Genomic DNA, 422 nt, shown 5'->3' with positions numbered 1-422 from the left:
CCGCAGAACACCATTTCTGCCGTATCCAACGTCAAACCTGAAAACCCGGTGTTCAGCAAAGCGCCACCGGCGCCTGTGGCAGAAGCACCGAAAGCGGCGGGACCGTCAATTGTTCCCGGCGTCATCGACTTCAACGTCGCTGGCTGCAAACCCGAGTATCCACGCGCTTCTTTACGTAATGAAGAAACCGGTACCGTTGTTCTCTCCGTCTTAGTCGGTGCTGATGGCTCCGTCTCTGACGTCAAGATCGACAAATCGAGTGGCTACCGTGGTCTCGATAATGCCGTCCGTACCCAATTGCTGTCTGGTTCCTGCAAAAACAAACCAGGTACCGTCGATGGCAAACCACAACCAACCTGGACGAAAGTACAGTACGTGTGGAAACTGGATTAATCCGGATGTCAGGCAAAAGCAAGAAGTCA

1 protein-coding gene is annotated in these 422 nt (G+C 53.3%); it reads left to right on the top strand.

All coding sequences use genetic code 11. The annotated features are described in order from the left end of the window. The coding region (locus KDM87_RS17645) for an energy transducer TonB (RefSeq protein WP_230407868.1) at positions 1-393 on the top strand (393 nt) is incomplete at its 5' end. Positions 394-422 lie beyond the last annotated feature (29 nt).

The organism is Cognatundibacterium rivi (assembly GCF_018139565.1).
In the GTDB taxonomy this organism is placed as follows: Bacteria; Pseudomonadota; Gammaproteobacteria; order Burkholderiales; family Burkholderiaceae_D; genus Undibacterium; species Undibacterium rivi.
Note: the sequence above shows the minus strand (reverse complement) of the source record. Positions and strands in the feature narration are given on the sequence as shown.